This is a genomic window from Streptomyces sp. SID3212 (assembly GCF_009865405.1).
GTDB lineage: Bacteria > Actinomycetota > Actinomycetes > Streptomycetales > Streptomycetaceae > Streptomyces.
Map to the genome: position 1 here is coordinate 1 of NZ_WWJY01000819.1, position 622 is coordinate 622.

At 76.7% G+C, this 622-nt stretch carries 1 pseudogene; it reads left to right on the forward strand.

Annotated features, from left to right (window positions below):
• Nucleotides 1–622 (forward strand): annotated as a pseudogene (locus GT042_RS24725) (hypothetical protein); the annotation flags it as partial.

A 622-nucleotide genomic window follows, 5' to 3' on the forward strand; every position in this document is an offset into this window, starting at 1 on the left:
CCCGCGCGCGGCGTGCCGGTCGCGGCGGCGCCGGACGACTCGCTGCCGGGCCGTCGGCACGACGCCGTCGGGCAGGACGCCGTACGCCAGAACTCCGGACGTCAGGACGCCGTACGACAGGACTCGCTACGCCAGGACGCCGTGCCGGCGCCCGCTTCGGCGGAGCATGACGTACGTGACGTGCGTGACGTACGTACGGATCCGGACGCCCCCGGCCTCACCCCGCCGCAGACGCCGACGCAGGGCGTACCGTCCGGGCGGCGGCGGGCGCGCAGGGACGTCGGCGGTGGCGCGGACGACTCGATGGAGATGCCCGTCCAGCTGGACACCGGGGCCATGTCCTTCGACCCGAACGGGAATCAGTGGGGGGCGCCGGACGCCGACCCCGGTCCGGCCGGTGGCCGAAGCGCGCAGGACCAGAGCCACGGATTCGGGAACGGCCCGGTCGCGAACGGGCAGGACGGACCCGCGACACCCTCCGGTTTCGGCCCGATGGTCGGACCGCCCGGCTGGCCCGACGACCCCCGTCCGGCCCAGGACACGGCGGGCGGCCAGGGCCTCCGGGCGTACGGTACGGACGTCGAGACCGGCGGCGTACCGGCTCCCCGGCCCGCGCCCGACC